The organism is Nonomuraea sp. NPDC049750, from assembly GCF_040659625.1.
Lineage (GTDB): Bacteria > Actinomycetota > Actinomycetes > Streptosporangiales > Streptosporangiaceae > Nonomuraea.
In genome coordinates this window covers 66,468-81,448 of record NZ_JBFANB010000044.1, presented here as the reverse complement: position 1 = coordinate 81,448, position 14,981 = coordinate 66,468, and the positions used below count along the sequence as shown (strand labels likewise).

Annotated in this window: 12 protein-coding genes; 9 read left to right on the top strand and 3 right to left on the bottom strand. The window is 70.4% G+C overall.

Translation table 11 applies throughout. The features are described from left to right. Positions 1-1,101 precede the first annotated feature (1,101 nt). Positions 1,102-3,501 (top strand): FAD-dependent oxidoreductase, encoded by a 2,400-nt coding sequence (locus AB0J16_RS54585; protein WP_358555657.1) that lies wholly within the window; start codon positions 1,102-1,104, stop codon positions 3,499-3,501. Here AB0J16_RS54585 and AB0J16_RS54580 read toward each other — a convergent pair. From AB0J16_RS54580 to AB0J16_RS54570, 3 genes are all read right to left on the bottom strand, one after another. Then, positions 3,458-4,279, bottom strand: coding sequence for a GntR family transcriptional regulator (locus tag AB0J16_RS54580; protein WP_358555654.1), 822 nt, complete (start codon positions 4,277-4,279; stop codon positions 3,458-3,460). The genes AB0J16_RS54585 and AB0J16_RS54580 overlap by 44 nt on opposite strands. Positions 4,280-4,292: 13 nt before the next feature. After that, positions 4,293-5,426 (bottom strand): nitronate monooxygenase family protein, encoded by a 1,134-nt coding sequence (locus AB0J16_RS54575; protein WP_358555651.1) that lies wholly within the window; start codon positions 5,424-5,426, stop codon positions 4,293-4,295. Between the two features lie 77 nt (positions 5,427-5,503). Next, positions 5,504-6,166, bottom strand: coding sequence for an acyltransferase (locus AB0J16_RS54570; RefSeq protein WP_358555648.1), 663 nt, complete (start codon positions 6,164-6,166; stop codon positions 5,504-5,506). 110 nt (positions 6,167-6,276) lie between these two features. Between AB0J16_RS54570 and AB0J16_RS54565 the strand changes: the two genes are divergently transcribed. The 8 genes from AB0J16_RS54565 (at position 6,277) to aroH (ending at position 14,936) form a co-directional block, all read left to right on the top strand. Next, positions 6,277-7,941 (top strand): CTP synthase, encoded by a 1,665-nt coding sequence (locus AB0J16_RS54565; RefSeq protein ID WP_358555646.1) that lies wholly within the window; start codon positions 6,277-6,279, stop codon positions 7,939-7,941. After that, the gene (locus AB0J16_RS54560) at positions 7,938-8,549 is read left to right on the top strand and encodes an NUDIX hydrolase (RefSeq protein WP_358555643.1); all 612 of its coding nucleotides are present in this window, start codon (positions 7,938-7,940) and stop codon (positions 8,547-8,549) included. Before AB0J16_RS54565 ends, AB0J16_RS54560 begins: the two co-directional genes overlap by 4 nt. A gap of 15 nt (positions 8,550-8,564) precedes the next feature. Beyond that, positions 8,565-9,470 carry a site-specific tyrosine recombinase XerD gene (locus AB0J16_RS54555; protein WP_357945676.1) on the top strand — a complete coding sequence of 302 codons (906 nt, stop codon included), beginning with the start codon at positions 8,565-8,567 and terminating at the stop codon, positions 9,468-9,470. A 116-nt stretch (positions 9,471-9,586) separates the two neighbouring features. Then, a complete protein-coding gene (locus AB0J16_RS54550) occupies positions 9,587-10,528 on the top strand; it encodes a ParA family protein (RefSeq protein ID WP_357945679.1) in 942 nt (313 codons plus the stop codon). Beyond that, the gene (locus tag AB0J16_RS54545) at positions 10,525-11,337 is read left to right on the top strand and encodes a segregation/condensation protein A (protein ID WP_357945681.1); all 813 of its coding nucleotides are present in this window, start codon (positions 10,525-10,527) and stop codon (positions 11,335-11,337) included. The genes AB0J16_RS54550 and AB0J16_RS54545 overlap by 4 nt, the downstream gene beginning before the upstream one ends. 397 nt (positions 11,338-11,734) lie before the next feature. Next, a complete protein-coding gene (gene scpB, locus AB0J16_RS54540; protein WP_358555675.1) occupies positions 11,735-12,316 on the top strand; it encodes an SMC-Scp complex subunit ScpB in 582 nt (193 codons plus the stop codon). Then, complete coding sequence (locus AB0J16_RS54535; protein WP_358555640.1) at positions 12,313-14,493, top strand: pseudouridine synthase; 2,181 nt, start codon at positions 12,313-12,315, stop codon at positions 14,491-14,493. Before scpB ends, AB0J16_RS54535 begins: the two co-directional genes overlap by 4 nt. An 83-nt stretch (positions 14,494-14,576) precedes the next feature. Then, positions 14,577-14,936, top strand: coding sequence for a chorismate mutase (aroH, locus tag AB0J16_RS54530; protein WP_357639298.1), 360 nt, complete (start codon positions 14,577-14,579; stop codon positions 14,934-14,936). Positions 14,937-14,981 lie beyond the last annotated feature (45 nt).

Sequence of the window (14,981 nt, the reverse complement as noted above, 5' to 3'; positions counted from 1 at the left end):
TGCGTGAAAGGTAGCCATCTGGATCACACCTCCAACGGTGATGACTAGGGCTGGTCAACGCGGGGCTTCAAAGCACCTGACGGCACCTCAAGCCCTCTCCTTCAGGAGGGGATCGTTGACGATCGATGCTAGCGCCGACACCGTTACTGAAGACTGAGCGGGAGTGGGCCCTGTTGTCAGGGCGCTCATGCTCAGCCGCGCGCCCCGAACGGTGGTGGGCGTGCTGGTTGCCCGCGTTGTGGCTGTGTCCGGGCGGCGCGGATCGTGTCTGTGGTCCGGGGGTGCGGGCGGGGTCCCTCACGCCTAAGAGCATCCGGTTCGGCCTGGACGCTCCGATGCCCGCGACGATCGCTCTGGTCATCGCGGGGCGGTGTCGTCCGTCGCCGGATCGCATGGCCTTGGGCGCGCCTGCCGATCGCGATGCTCTCGGCATCGTGCCGGCTGGTCTTACGGTTGTTGGAAGTGAGGGGCTGTTGCCAGTGCTGAGCCCCCCACTTGGAGGTGTAGGCCGGGTCCACCGCGATGATCGCGATGCCGCGCGCCTTAGCCATGCGCGCCGGGCGGGCACAATGGCCCGCCAAACGGCGACCATGCCAGTGGGCGCACCACGACGTCACCGCCTCCGCTGGGAAAGCCGACCCGTGCGCTCGCATGACCCGCACCTCCCGACTTTCACAGACAGTGACCGTAAGATTACCAGCATTTGGCTGCGTCGGGTAGAACATATGAGCGACACGTGAACACCACTCGCCGCACACAACCCATGCACGACATCACGACCGACATTCAGGGCTGGTAGCCGCACGGCAGGCCGGACCGTGTGTGAGGCCGGCGAACGAAAACAACGCCGCGCCCGGCGGGGCCCGGCGTTGATTGCCGGACCCTAGGACCGCATAGGCGATCTGAAACGGCAGGTCGCCCGGCCACCGGCGTGCACGGCGAATCCAGTAACCGTGTCGTGCGACTGGCATGCGAGATCCCGGGCCGCACCGGCCTCCTTAGGACTCACACAATCGCACTTGCATCTACCCACTCAATCTTAAAGATGAACAGTTGGATGCCCCCTAAACGGTCTAGACCTTTTAGTGTAGCCTCGCCCGCATGAGCGACTCGGCCCGCATCGTGATCATCGGCGGCGGCGTGGGCGGCGCCTCCGTCGCCTACCACCTGACCCAGCTCGGCGAACGCGACGTCCTCCTGCTGGACCGCGACGAGCTGACCAGCGGCTCGACCTTCCACTCCGCGGGGCTGGTCGGCCAGCTGCGCGCCGACCCCACGCTGACCAGGATGAACCAGTACTCGGTGGAGCTCTACCGCACGCTCGACGCCGGCTGGACGGAGTGCGGCGGCATCAAGCTGGCCGGCACACCGGAGCGGATGGCCGAGATCCGCCGCCAGATCGGCTGGGCGCGCACGTTCGGCCTGCCGCTGGAGGAGATCTCCGTCGCCGAGGCGGTCGAGCTGTTCCCGCTGATGGACCCCTCGGGCGTCGTCGGCGCGGCGTACCTGCCCACCGACGGGCAGATCGACCCCTCCGCGCTCTGCTACGCGCTGGCCACGAAGGCCCGCGAGGGCGGCGCCCGCGTCAGGACCAGGACCCGCGTGCTCGGCATCGACACCGAACGCGGCCGGGTCACGCGCGTACGCACCGACCAGGGCGACATCGACTGCGAAGTGGTCGTCAACTGCGGCGGCATGTTCGCCGCCGAGATCGGCCGGATGGCCGGGGTGCGGATCCCGATCGTGCCGATGTCGCACCAGTACGTGGTCACCGACGCCTTCCATGAGCACACCGGCCTGCCGACGTTGCGCGACCCCGACCTGCTCGTCTACTACCGGCAAGAGGTGCAGGGCCTGGTCATGGGCGGCTACGAGCGCACCTGCGCCCCCTGGACGGCGAACGAGACCTCCTACGACGCCATCCCGGCCGACTTCAACGGCCGCCTGCTCGCCGAAGATTGGGACCGATTCACCGAAATCTCGGAGAATTCGCGGATCCGTGTCCCGGCCATGGCCGACGTCGGCATCCGCAAGATGATCAACGGCCCGGAGGCGTTCACCCCCGACAACGAGTTCTGCCTGGGCGAGACCGAGGTCGGCGGGTTCTTCGTGGCGGCCGGGTTCTGCGCGCACGGCATCGCGGGCGCCGGCGGCATCGGCAGGGTGATGGCCGAGTGGATCGTCGAGGGCGAGCCCGCCATGGACGTCTGGCACATGGACATCCGCCGCTTCGGCCCCCAGTACCGCTCCCCGTCCTACACCCTCGCCCGCGCGGTGGAGAACTACGAGACCTACTACGACATCCGCTACCCCGGCCACGAGCGCTCGGCGGGCCGCCCGCTCAAGGTCTCCCCGGCGTACGGCTGGCACGCCGCGCACGGCGCCGAGTTCGGCGAGAAGGCGGGCTGGGAGCGGGTCAACTACTACCGGTCCAACGAGCCGGACCGGTCCAACGAGCCGGATGGTGGCCGCGATGAGCGGCCCCAAGGGTGGGCCGGACGGCTGTGGTCGCCCGCGATCGGGGTCGAACACCGGGCCGTGCGGGAGACGGCGGGCCTGTTCGACGAGACCTCCTTCGCCAAGATCCAGGTTACCGGGCCGGACGCCGCCGAGCTGCTCGAATGGGTCTGCGACAACCGCGTCGCCCGCCAGGTGGGCGCGGTGACGTACACGCAGGCGCTCAACCGGCGCGGCGGCATCGAGTGCGACTTCACCGTCACCAGGCGGGCCGAGGACGAGTTCCTCATCGTGACCGGCACCGCGTTCGGCTCGCACGACCTGGGCTGGCTGCGCAAGCAGGCCGCGCTCAGAGGCGCCGACGTGCGGATCGCCGACGTGACCGGCCAGTACGCCTGCTTCGCCCTGTGGGGGCCGCGCGCCCGCGACATCCTCGGGACGCTCACGCCCGACCCGCTCGGATTCCCGTTCATGTCGGCGCGGGAGCTGACCGTGGGTGACGTGCCGGTGCTGGCGCTGCGGGTGACGTTCGTGGGGGAGCTGGGCTGGGAGTTGTACTGCTCCAGCGAGTACGGCCTGGCGCTCTGGCAGGCGCTGTGGGCGGCCGGGCAGCCGTACGGGCTGCGGGCCGGCGGCTACCGGGCCATCGACAGCCTGCGCCTGGAGAAGGGCTACCGCGTCTGGGGCGCCGACATCGGGCCCGAGACCACACCGTACGAGGCGGGGCTGGGCTTCTGCGTCAAGCTCGACAAGGACTTCCTCGGCAAGGACGCGCTCGACCCCCACCCCGAGCGGCGGCTGCGCTGCCTGACCCTGGAGCCGGGGGCGATCGCGCTCGGCAACGAGCCGGTGCGCCTGGACGGCCAGGTCGTGGCCCGGATCACCTCGGGCGGCCACGGCTACACGGTCGGCTCGCCGATCGCCTACGCCTATCTGCCGGTGGGGCCGGGCGTCAAGGTCGAGGTCGAGGTGGAGGGCGCCTGGGTGACCGGGACCGTCGTCAGTGACCCGCTCTTCGACCCGGCGGGGGAGCGGGTGCGCTGAGGCCGCCACGGGCGGGTGCGCTGAGGCCGCTGCGGACCGAGATGCGCACCCGGTCGGAGCGGAACAGGTCGCGGGCGAACTCCACCGGCTCCCCGGCCGCCGCGTAGGCGGTGCGCTCGATCAGCATGAGCGGCGTGCCCGGCTCGACGCCCAGCTCGGCGGCCTCGTCGGACCTGGCGATGACCGGGTCGAGGTGCTCGACGGCGGTGCGCGGCTCCAGGTCGTAGCGGGTGGCCAGCAGGGCGTAGAGCGACCCGTCGAGGTCCTGCTCCAGGAAGCCGGGCAGCGCGGGGAAGAAGGAGCGTTCGAGCGCCACCGGCGACTGCCCGGCCGAGCGTACCCGCGCGACGTGGTGCACCGGCTCGCCCACGGCGAGCTCCAGGGCGGCGGCGACGGAGCGGGGCGCGGGGACGGTAGTGGCGACCAGCACTCTGGCCTCGGCCTGGAGATGGGCGCGCCGCATCTGCTCGGTGAACCCCGCCAGCCCCGTCAGATCGCACTCGACGCGCGGGTCGGCGACGAACGCGCCGCCCGACCTGCCCGGCGTCCTGACCAGGACGCCGTCGTGCTCCAGCGTCGCCAGCGCCTGCCTGAGCGTCATCCGGCTCACGCCCAGGCGCGCCGACAGCTCCCGCTCGCCCGGGAGCCGGTCGCCGGGCTCCATCTCGCCGCTGCCGATGGACTGCAGCAGCCACCGCTCGATCTGCACGTGCGCGGGGACACCGGTGCCGCGCTCGACCTCGGGTGTCCCGACCACACGCGCATCGTAGCCGGTCACGCCGACAGCTCGGTCACCTCGACAGAGCGGTCAATCCGGACAGCCGCTCCACCGCGTCGGCGAACTCGCTCACCATCTCGTAGACCACCTCGCGAGCTGGCTTGACCTGGTCGAGCTGGCCGACGACCTGCCCGACGAAGTAGTTGGCCAGCTCCACGGCCCCCGGCTCGCCGCGCTCGGCGGCCGTGCCGATGCGGGCCATCGCGGCCTCGGCCACGAGCATCTGCAGCGGCATCCCGAGCGGGCCGGGGCTCTCCGGCCCGGAGTCCCACTCCTCGGTCCAGGCCGACTTGAGCTGCCTGGCCGGCTTGCCGGTACGCGACCTGGACCTGACCGTGTCGAGCGAGGAGGCGGCCAGCATCTTCCGCTTCACCGAGGGCGCCGTCTCCGCCTCCTCGGTGGTCAGCCAGACCGACCCGCACCACACGCCTTCGGCGCCGAGCGCCATCGCCGCGGCCATCTGCCGCCCCGAGGCGATGCCGCCCGCCGCCAGCACGGGCACCGGGGCGACCGCGTCCACGACCTGCGGCACCAGCACCATCGTGGCGATCTCGCCGGTGTGCCCGCCGGCCTCGGTGCCCTGGGCCACGATCAGGTCCGCGCCGGCCGCCACCTGCCTGTGGGCGTGCTCGACGGTGCCCACCAGCGCGGCCACCGGTACGCCCGCCGCCCTCGCCTTGGCCACCATCTCCGGTGGCGGCGGTCCGAGCGCGCTGGCGATCAGGCCGATCGGATGCTTGAGCGCCACGTCGATCAGCCCGGTCGCGCCCGCCGCGGTCACCCGCCTGCCGAACTCGTCCGTCGAGGCGGCCACCGGCTGCGGCGGGGCGTTCACGCCGTACTTGGACAGCAGGTGCGTGACGAAGTCGCGGTGCCGTTCCGGGATGAAGTCGGTCAAATGGGCGTCGAGATCGAGCGCCGACGCGTCGAGCTTGCCGGGCACCAGCACGTCGACCCCGTACGGGCGGCCGTCCACCCGCTCGTCGATCCAGGTGAGCTCGGTGTCGAGTTGGTCGGGGGTGTAGGCGACCGCGCCCAGGACGCCGAAGCCGCCCGCGTTGGTGACCGCGGCCACCACGTCGCGGCAGTGGCTGAAGGCGAACAACGGGAACTCGACGCCGAGACGTTCGCAAATGGCGGTCCGCATGGTCCGACGCTAGCCGCCAGAAGGTTGTTCGGTCTACAGCTTGGGCGGGGCGGGATCCACCGTCTGAGCGGCCGAGCTCAGGAGGCGGTGGCCTGCCGGTCCATGGCCAGCGAGATGCCCGGAGTGTGCCAGCCCAGCGCGGGATCGTAGCTGCGTACCAGCTTGGCGGGCACGCCCGCGACCACGCTGTGGTCGGGGAACTCACCGCGGACGACCGCGCCGCCCGCCACCACGCACTGACGGCCGATCCTGGTGCCGGGCAGGATGATCGCGCCCGCCCCGAGCCAGGAGCCCGCGCCGATCGAGACCGGACTGTTGCGTGGCCACTGCCGGCCGATCGGTGTCTCCGGGTCGTCGTAGACGTGGTTCTGGTCGGTGATGTAGACGTACGGGCCGGTGAAGACGTGCTCGCCGATGTCGATCGACTGGTGGGCCACGATGTGCGAGCCCCGGCCGATCGAGCAGCCGCCGCCGATCCGCAGGATCGAGTCCGGGCCCAGGTCGACGCCGGGGCCCATGCCGCAGGACAGCGACACGCGTTCGCCGATCAGCGTGTGGTCGCCGATCTCGATCCACCGCTCGCCGAAGATCGCGCCCGGCGGGAAGGCGATGCTGACCCCGTCGCCCAGATGACGGAATCTGGTGCCGCCCGGACTGGCCGGGGTGATCGCCCCGGCCGCGCGGATCGCCTTGTAGGCACGGTGAATCAGCGCGCCCGTTGCCCGCCGTACTAATGACATAGGGCCCAAAGTTACCGCTAGGTCATGCCGTTCGGGCATGTCGGGGGCGTTGTTTGATATCCTGAGAGCCCGTGGACGCTTCGACCACACATCGACCCACGGGAGCCCCTTTGCGCAGCGCATCGCAAACCAAGCATCTATTCGTCACCGGCGGTGTCGCCTCCAGCCTTGGGAAGGGGCTCACCGCCTCCAGCCTGGGCCGTCTGCTCAAGGGACGCGGTCTCCGGGTCACCATGCAGAAGCTCGACCCCTACCTCAATGTGGACCCCGGGACGATGAACCCGTTCCAGCACGGCGAGGTCTTCGTCACCGACGACGGATCCGAGACCGACCTCGACGTCGGCCACTACGAGCGGTTCCTTGACACCGATCTGCACGGTTCGGCGAACGTCACCACCGGCCAGGTCTACTCCAACGTCATCGCCAAGGAGCGGCGCGGCGAATATCTGGGCGACACGGTCCAGGTCATCCCGCACATCACGAATGAGATCAAGGACCGCATCCGGGGCATGGCGGGTCCTGAGGTCGACGTGGTCATCACCGAGGTGGGCGGCACGGTCGGTGACATCGAGTCGCTGCCGTTCCTGGAGGCCGTACGCCAGATCAGGCATGAGGTCGGGCGCGACAACGTCTTCTTCCTGCACGTCTCGCTGCTGCCGTACATCGGCCCGTCCGGCGAGCTGAAGACCAAGCCGACACAGCACAGCGTGGCCGCGCTGCGCAGCATCGGCATCCAGCCCGACGCGATCGTGCTGCGCTCCGACCGGCCCGTGCAGACGGCGATCAAGCGGAAGATCAGCCTGATGTGCGACGTGGACGAGGACGCCGTGGTCTCGGCCGTGGACGCGGCCTCGATCTATGACATCCCCAAGGTGCTCCACTCCGAGGGGCTCGACGCCTATGTGGTGCGGCGGCTCGGCCTGCCCTTCCGCGACGTGGACTGGAAGGAGTGGGAGGAGCTCCTGCGCCGGGTGCACCGCCCGGCCAAGGAGGTCACCATCGCCCTGGTCGGCAAGTACATCGACCTGCCCGACGCCTACCTGTCCGTCACCGAGGCGCTGCGGGCGGGCGGGTTCGCCAATGACGCCCGCGTCAACATCCGCTGGGTCAAGAGCGACGACTGCGAGACGCCCGAGGGCGCCGAGCGCGAGCTCGACGGCGTCGACGGCGTGCTGATCCCCGGCGGGTTCGGCGTGCGCGGCATCGAGGGCAAGATCGGCGCGATCCGCCACGCCCGGGAGGGCAAGATCCCGCTGCTCGGCATCTGCCTCGGCATGCAGGGCATGGTCATCGAGGCCGCGCGCAACCTGGCGGGGCTCGAAGACGCCAATTCCAGCGAGTTCGACCCCGACGCCAAGCACTCGGTCATCTCCACGATGGCCGACCAGGAGGACGTCGTCGCCGGCGAGCGCGACATGGGCGGCACCATGCGCCTGGGCAGCTACACCGCCAAGCTCGGCGAGGGCACCCTGGCCAGGCAGCTGTACGGCGGGAAGGCCAAGGTCGCCGAACGCCACCGGCACCGCTACGAGGTCTCCAACGCCTACCGCGAACGCCTGGAGAAGGTCGGCCTGGTGTTCTCCGGGCTGTCGCCCGACGGCCGCCTGGTCGAATACACCGAGCTGCCCGTCGAGGCCCACCCGTTCTTCATCGGCACCCAGGCCCACCCCGAGTTCCGCTCCCGGCCGACGCGGGCCAACCCGATGTTCAAGGGGCTGATCAACGCCGCGCTCGCCTACGCCGACAGCCGGGTGACCGCGAAGGTGGCCAAGTGAGGGTGGAAGACACGCCCGAGGCGTGGGAAGTCGTCGAATCCAAGGACCGGTTCGCGGGCCGGGTGATGAACGTGGTCACCGACACCGTCCGTATGCCGGGGGACACGGTCGCCGACCGCGACTACGCCGTGCACCCCGGGTCCGTCGCGGTCCTCGCGCTCGACGAGCAGGACCGGGTCCTGCTGATCCGGCAGTACCGTCACCCGACGCGCCACCTGCTCTGGGAACTGCCCGCCGGACTGCGCGACGTGGAAGGAGAATCACTGGTCACCGGCGCCGCGCGGGAGCTGGCCGAGGAGGCCGGATACCGCGCCGAGACCTGGCACACACTGGTCGACCTCTACACCTCGCCCGGTATGTCCAACGAGCGGATCCGGGTGTTCCTGGCCCGCGGCTTGTCGAAGATTCCCGAGGACGAGAACGGCTTCGTCCACGAACACGAAGAGATCGACATGCCGGTCGAATGGGTGCCTCTACCCGACGCGGTCGAAAGGGCGCTCATGGGAATGATCCACAATTCCCCGACCGTGGCCGGTATCCTCGCCGCATATGCGGCTTCGGTCGAGGGATTCGCCCTGTTGCGCCCCGCCGACGCCAAGGAGGCGTGACGGAAGGACCAGTTCGTGGAGGCAGTGCTCTCCAGCTACCTCGCCCACCTCACGGTGGAGCGGGGCCTGGCTGCCAACACACTGGCGTCCTACCGCCGTGACCTCGACCGTTACTTCGAGCACCTTCGCTCGCGCGGCCGCGTGTCGCTCGGCGAGGTGGGCGAGGCCGACGTCCTCGACTTCCTCGCCGCGCTGCGGGAAGGCGACTGCGACCACCCCGCCCTCGTGGCCAGCTCGGCCGCGCGGGCGGTGTCGGCCGTCCGCGGCCTGCACCGCTTCGCGCTGCGCGAGGGCGTCACGGCCCACGACCCGGCGCACCAGGTGCGTCCGCCGCGACAGCTCCGCAGGCTGCCCAAGGCGATCACCGTCGACGAGGTCGAGCGGCTCATCGCCGCCTCCGGCCCCGACGGCGCGCCGCTGACCCTCCGCAACCGCGCCCTGCTGGAGGTCCTGTACGGCACGGGCGCCCGCATCTCCGAAGCCGTCGGCCTGGCCGTGGACGACCTGGAGGCCGAGCAGGTACGGCTGCGCGGCAAGGGCAGCCGTACCCGCGTCGTGCCCCTGGGCCGCTACGCCCGCTCCGCGCTGGACGCCTACCTCGTCAGGGCCCGCCCCGGCCTCGTGGCCCACGGCCGGGGCACGCCCGCCGCCTTCCTCAACGCCAGGGGCGGCCGGCTCACCCGGCAGGGCGCCTGGGAGGTGCTCCAGGCCGCCGCCGAACGAGCCGGACTCGCCGGGATATCTCCGCACGTTCTCCGTCATTCCTTCGCAACCCACCTCCTTGACGGCGGAGCCGACGTTAGGGTGGTCCAGGAGTTGCTCGGCCACGCCTCGGTCACGACCACGCAGGTCTACACCCTGGTCACCGTCGACAAACTCCGCGAGGTGTACGCCGCCGCGCATCCCCGTGCCCGGCAGTGATCTATAGTCTTTTGCGACGTGCGGCACTTCGGCGTGCCGCCTTGCCGCGTTAAGTGGTGACGCCATAGTGTCCGTCCGGACGGTCCGGTTCGGGATCGTCAGGGAGGTTCGAGCTGGTGACTGTGAAGACCAACGGTTCGGCCCCGGGGACCCCCGACAACCCCTGGGGAGACACGAAGACCAACACGCCTTCCATAGGCGTGAATCTGGGCCCCACCCGGCGTCCCCGCCCGGTGTTCCCCGAACCTGTCGCGCCCGAGATCCACGGGCCCGCGCGGGTGGTCGCGATGGTCAATCAGAAGGGTGGGGTCGGCAAGACCACCACCACCATCAACCTGGGCGCCGCGCTCGTCGAATACGGCCTCAAGGTGCTGCTCGTCGACTTCGACCCGCAGGGCGCCCTGTCCGTCGGCCTCGGCATCAACCCGCTCCAGCTCGACCTGACGGTCTACAACCTGCTGATGGAGCGCAACGTCACCGCCGAGGACGTGCTGCTGGAGACCGGCGTCGAGGGCCTCGACCTGCTGCCCAGCAACATCGACCTGTCCGCCGCCGAAGTCCAGCTCGTCACCGAGGTGGCCCGCGAGCAGGTGCTCGGCCGCGTGATCAAGCCGCTGCTGCCGCACTACGACGTCTGCCTCATCGACTGCCAGCCGTCGCTGGGCCTGCTCACCATCAACGCGCTGACCTGCGCGCAGGGCGTCATGGTGCCGCTGGAGTGCGAGTTCTTCGCGCTGCGCGGCGTGGCCCTGCTCATGGACACCATCACCAAGGTGCAGGAACGCCTCAACGAGGACCTCGAGATCGAGGGCCTGCTCGCCACCATGTACGACGCGCGCACCCTGCACGGCCGAGAGGTGCTCGCCCGCGTCGTCGAGGCGTTCGGCGACAAGGTCTTCCACACCGTGATCAACCGCACCGTGCGCTTCCCCGACGCCACGGTCGCCGGCGAGCCGATCACCACCTTCGACCCGTCGTCCCTGGGTGCCAACGCTTACCGTGAGCTAGCCCGCGAGGTGCTGTCCCGCTGGCCGGCACCTGCGACAATGGCCAGGTGACGGAGACAGAGCCACAAGGGTTCAGGGTCCACCTGGACGTCTTCGAGGGGCCCTTCGACCTGCTCCTCGGCCTGATCTCCAAACACAAGCTCGACATCACCGAGATTTCGCTCTCCAAGGTCACCGACGAGTTCATCGCCTACATCCGGGCCCGTGGCCCCGAGTGGGATCTCGACGTGACCAGCCACTTCCTGCTGGTCGCGGCCACCCTGCTCGACCTCAAGGCGGCCCGGCTGCTGCCCTCGGGCGAGGTCGAGGACGAAGAGGACCTGGCTCTGCTGGAGGCCCGCGACCTGCTGTTCGCCCGGCTCCTGCAGTACAAGGCGTACAAAGAGGTGGCGAAGGTCTTCTCCGGCCGCATGGCCGAAGAGGCGCTGCGCTTCCCCCGCACCGCGCCCATGGAGCCGCAGTTCGCCAACCTCCTCCCGCAGCTCATCCTGGGCATCAGCCCGGACGACCTCGCCCGCATCGCCGCCCGTGCCTTCGTCCCCAAGCTGCCGCCCACGGTCAGCGTCGGGCACATCTATCAACCGCTGGCCAGCGTGCGGGAGCAAGCCGCTATTCTGGTTGCTCACCTGCGCCGCATGCGGCGGGCCACCTTCCGGGCCCTGGTGGCCGACTGTGACGGCACCATCGAGGTCATCGCCCGCTTCCTGGCGGTGCTGGAGCTCTTCCGGGAGTCCGCGGTCACCTTCGAACAGGTCGAAGCGCTGGGCGATCTGCACGTGACCTGGACCGGGACGGACGAGGGGGACGTCTCGGTGGGGGACGACTACGAGGAGAGCGCGGAGAAGACGGCTGATGACTGACCGCTTGGACGACACCCCGCCTCGCGAACCCGCCCCTTTGCCCGCCTGGATGACCCTCCCGGGGTCGCTCGCCGCCGCGAGCGCGGACGACGGCCTGGACGGCGGCCTGGACGACGGGCCGGACGACGGCCCGGAGGCCCCGCCTGCGGTCGATGAGGCGGAGGTCACGCCGTCCGAGCCGGAGGTGGACGATCGGCTCCAGGAGCCGTCTCCCGAGCCGGGTGATGGCCTTCAGGGCGCGTCGCCTGAGCTGGATGCGGACGACCGGCTCTTGTCCCCTGAGCTGGAGGACCGGCTCCAGGGGGCGTCCATCGAGCCGGACATGGATGATGAGCTTTGGGACGCGTCCCTCGTACCGACCGGTGCGGTGGTATCCGAGCCGGCCGGTCTGGACGACATACCCGATGAACCCGCCGATAGCGACCCCCAAGGCGGCGGCCCGACGCTCGGGGCGGCGCTCGAAGCCATCCTGATGGTCGTGGACGAGCCCGTCCCCGAAGTGACCCTGGCGCAGGTGCTCGAACGGCCCACCCACGAGGTGAGCACCGCACTCCGGGCCTTGGCCGCGGAATACACCCAAGCCGGACGGGGTTTCGATCTGAGAGAAGTGGCAGGCGGTTGGCGGTTCTACACGCGAGCCGACTGCGCCGCGCTGGTCGAGCGGTTCGTCCGCGACGGCCAGCAGACCCGGCTCACCCAGGCCGCGCTGGAAACCCTCGCGGTCGTCGCCTACCGGCAACCGGTGAGCCGTGCACGAGTCGCCGCGGTCCGCGGCGTCAACAGCGACGGCGTCATGCGTACGCTCGTCGCCAGGGGCCTGGTCGAAGAGGCCGGCACCGACCCGGAGAGCCAGGCAGTGCTCTACCGGACAAGTTCATACTTCCTTGAACGCCTGGGACTGAAGGACATCGGCGAGCTTCCCGAGCTCGCGCCCTTCCTCCCCGACGACGTGGAAAACCTCGAGGAGAATACAAAGTGATCAACAGGCGCAGCACCCCGTCCGGTGATGGACGCGGTCGTGGACGCACCGGCGGCGCGAGCCGTGGCGGCCGTCCCGCCTTCCGCTCGGACGACTCGCGCGGCGGCCCCCGCCGTGAGGGGTTCAGCGGCGGTTCCCACCGAGACGATTCCCGCGGCGGACCCCGCCGCGATGACAGTGACCGCGGCGGAGCGCGCCGCGACGACAGTGACCGCGGCTACAGCCGCGACTCCGGAAGCGAGCTGGGCTCCGGCCGTGACTCGCTCCGCGCCGACCGTGGCGGTTCCCGCGCCCGGTACGGCAGGCCCGCCTCCGGCGACTCCCGCGACCGCTCCGGCTCGACGGGCGACCGGGGCGGCTACAACCGTTCCAGCTCAACGGGCGACCGTGGCGGCTACGACCGTTCCTCCCGTGACGACCGTTCGTCCCGCGAGCGTACGTACCGCGACGACCGCTCTCCCTCCCGCGACGACGACCGTCCGGCGCCCGGCAGCGACCGCGGCGGCTACTCGCAGTCCCGTGGCGACCGGGGCGGCTACTCGCAGTCCCGTGGCGGCTCTTCACCATCGCGCGGTGGCGACCGCGGCGGATATGGCGCGCAGTCGCGCGGCGACCGTGGCTACGGCGGGTCGTCCCGTGGCGAGCGCGGTGGCTACGGCTCGTCCGCCGGCGGCGAGCGCGGCGGATACCGCTCCGACCGTGGTGGCTCCGGCTCTCGGGAGGGTGGCGGCCGTGACGGCTACCGTCCCCAGCGTCGTGACGACCGTGGCGGTTTCCAGGGCGCCCGCCGCGACGACCGGGGCGGTTTCCGTTCCGACCGCAGTGACGATCGGGGTGGCTTCCGCTCCGAGCGTCGTGACGACCGCGGTGGTTTCCAGGGTGCGGGCCGCGACGATCGCGGTGGCTTCCGTTCCCCGCGCCGCGACGACCGTGGCGGTTTCCAAGGCGCCCGCAGTGACGACCGTGGTGGCTTCCGTTCCGAGCGTCGTGACGACCGCGGCGGCTTCCGGCCCGAGCGTCGTGACGACCGCGGCGGTTACCAGAGTGACCGTCGTGACGATCGGGGCGGATCGCGTCCCGAGCGCACGGAGGACCGTGGCGGCTTCCGGGCCGACCGTGGTGGCCGCAGGGATGGCGGTTCCCGTACCGAGTCCCCGAGGAGCGGCTACAGCCGCGGAGAGTCCCCGCGGACCGGCAACGGCCGTGGAGAGTCCACTCGTGCCCGCTTCGGGCGGCGTGACGACGCCGGCTCGCGCCGCGACGCCGGCCGCCCGGCTCGTACGCCCAGGCGCGACGATGTTCAGACCATCGGCGGCGGGCGTACGTCCGGCGGACGGGACGGGGCGGCCACCGGTGCGCCGCGCGACCGGTTCAAGACCGCTCGCCAGCCCATGCGGGATCGCAACTTCTTCCCCGACGGCTACACCGACGAGCGCGACACCACCGAGGTGCCCGGCGGCGTACGGCTGCAGAAGGTGCTCGCCCAGGCGGGCGTGGCCAGCCGTCGCGCCTGCGAGGAGATGATCGGCGACGGCCGCGTCACCGTGAACGGGCAGGTCGTACGGAGGTTCGGGGCCAAGGTGGACCCGGCGGCGCAGGTCATCCACGTGGACGGCAAGCGCATCCCGACCGCCCCCGACCTGGTCTACTACGCCCTGAACAAGCCCATCGGCGTCGTGTCCACCATGGACGACCCGCAGGGCCGGCCGTGCCTGGCCGACTATGTGGAGGAGCTCGCGCCGAGGCTGTTCCACGTGGGCAGGCTCGACACCGAGACCGAGGGGCTGCTGCTGCTCACCAACGACGGCGAGCTGGCCAACCGGCTGACTCACCCGAGTTATGGGGTGCAGAAGAAGTACTGGGCGAAGGTTCCGGGTCCGATCCCGCGTGATCTGAGCCGTCGGCTCAAGCAGGGCATCGAGCTGGAAGACGGCCTCGCCAAGATCGACTCCTTCTCGATCGTGCAGGAGCACGGCCAGCAGGCGCTGGTCGAGGTCGTTCTGCACGAAGGCCGCAATCACATCGTCCGTCGGCTGCTCGAAGAGGCGGGTCATCGCGTCATCGACCTGGCCAGGATCGAGTTCGGGCCGGTCAAGCTGGGCCGTACCAAGGCGGGCACCGTCAGGGCGCTGTCCCTGAAGGAGGTCGGCGAGCTTTACGCCGCTGTGAAGCTGTGACGCAGAAGCTGTAATCTGGCGGGAACGCAGGAGCCCGTGCGAACCTCCGCACGGGCTTCACCGCTATAGAGGGGTGTAATCACATGGTGCGGGCGATCCGCGGGGCGATCCAGGTGGACGCCAACGACCGTGGGGCGATCATCGAGGCGACCACCGAGCTGGTCAGCGAGATGATGGGGCGCAACAAGCTGACCACCGACGATGTGATCAGCGTGCTGTTCACGGCGTCTCCCGATCTGACGGCGGAGTTCCCGGCGCTGGCGGCGCGGAAGCTGGGCTTCCACGACGTGCCGCTGATCTGCTGCACCGAGATCGACGTGCCGGGCGCGCTGCCCAGGGTCGTACGCCTGATGGCCCACGTGGAGACGGACCGGCCGCGCTCCGACATCCAGCACGTCTATTTGCGCGGCGCCGTCGCGCTCCGCCAGGACATCGCCCAGTAACGACCGGCTCATCCGCTTTCCCGCTACCCGACCGAGCTACTCCGA